Annotated in this window: 1 protein-coding gene; it reads left to right on the top strand. The window is 68.2% G+C overall.

The window, feature by feature from the left end; translation table 11 throughout:
* Nucleotides 1–111: 111 nt before the first annotated feature.
* Entirely contained in the window at nt 112–1335 is a 1224-nt protein-coding gene (locus KUM40_RS27475; RefSeq protein ID WP_374227431.1) for an IS701 family transposase, read from the top strand.
* Nucleotides 1336–1499 lie beyond the last annotated feature (164 nt).

Genomic DNA, 1499 nt, shown 5'->3' with positions numbered 1-1499 from the left:
GTGGCGGGAGTGTAGCGGGACTTCGGTCGTGTAGGGGTGGTCTCACGGAGACCGCCCCTCGATCGTGCGACAACGCCGCAGGTAGTGACAGCGACGGGGCAGCCTCCGAGAGTGATCACCGAGTATGCCGCCGCGCAGTGGGACCTCGAACTGGACGATCTCTTCCTGACTGTCGGGCACCGCTTCGGCCGAGTCGAGCTCCGTCGCCGCATGCGCGACTACGTACGCGGGCTGCTCGCCCCGGTGGCCCGCAAGAACAGCTGGCAGCTAGCCGAGCAAGCCGGCCACCGCACGCCCGACGGCCTGCAGCACCTCCTCGCCGGAGCGAAGTGGGACCCCGATGACATCCGCGACGACCTGCAGGAATACGTAGCCGACAAGCTCGGCGAGAACGACGGCGTGCTGATCATCGACGACACCGGGTTCATCAAGAAGGGCACCACCTCCGCCGGGGTCCAACGCCAGTACTCCGGAACCGCCGGCCGCACCGAGAACTGTCAGATCGGCGTCTTCGCCGCCTACGCCTCCGCCCGCGGCCGGGCTCTGGTCGACCGCGAGCTCTACCTCCCGAAGTCGTGGACCGAGGACCGGGAACGCTGCCGCACCGCAAGGGTCCCCGACGAGCGGGAGTTCGCCACCAAGGGCGAACTGGCCCGGCACATGGTGCTGCGGGCCCTCGCCTCACCGCTGCCCATCGCCTGGGTCACCGCGGATTCCGCCTACGGTCAGGACAACCGATTCCGTCGGTTGCTGGAACAGTCGGGTGTCGGCTACGTGCTGGCTGTGCCCAAGTCGCAGTTCAGCGCGGGCTGTTCACGGATCGAGGGTCTGTTCGCCCAGGCCCCGGACGAGGCGTGGGAGAAGATCTCATGCGGCAACGGCGCGAAGGGGCCCCGCGTCTACCACTGGGCAGCAGTGCGGCTGCCGGCCGTCGCCGAGTTCGACTATCAGGGCGAGGTCCCCCATCGGATGCGATGGGCACTGGCCCGACGCAGCATCAGCAAGCCCGACGAGATCGCCTACTACCTCGCCTACGCACCGCTTCAGGTCACCGTCCAGGAGCTGGTGCGGGTCGTCGGCACACGCTGGGCGATCGAGGAGTGCTTCCAGGCCGCGAAGAACGAATGTGGCCTGGACCAGTACGAAGTCCGCCGCTACGTGGGCTGGTACCGGCACATCACTTTGGCCATGCTCGCGCACGCCTTTCTGTCCGCCACGGCACACCAGCCCTGGGAAAAGGGGGCGGAACAGGTGAGACAGCCGGGGCCGTCGGGCTCACAGTGGCGGAGGTTCGGCGACTCCTGGCAGCTTGTCGCGTCCGACCCCCGCACCTGAGCGGACACCGCGGACGACACCACGCACTGAGCTGGTCGAACTGGCGCCGTCGGCGCCAAGCAGTCGCCCGTCGCTGTCACTACCTGCGGCGTTGTCGCACGATCGAGGGGCGGTCTCCGTGAGACCACCCCTACACGACCGAAGTCCCGCTACACTCCCGCCAC

The organism is Streptomyces sp. AC512_CC834 (genome assembly GCF_019049325.1).
Lineage (GTDB): Bacteria > Actinomycetota > Actinomycetes > Streptomycetales > Streptomycetaceae > Streptomyces.
Note: the sequence above shows the minus strand (reverse complement) of the source record. Positions and strands in the feature narration are given on the sequence as shown.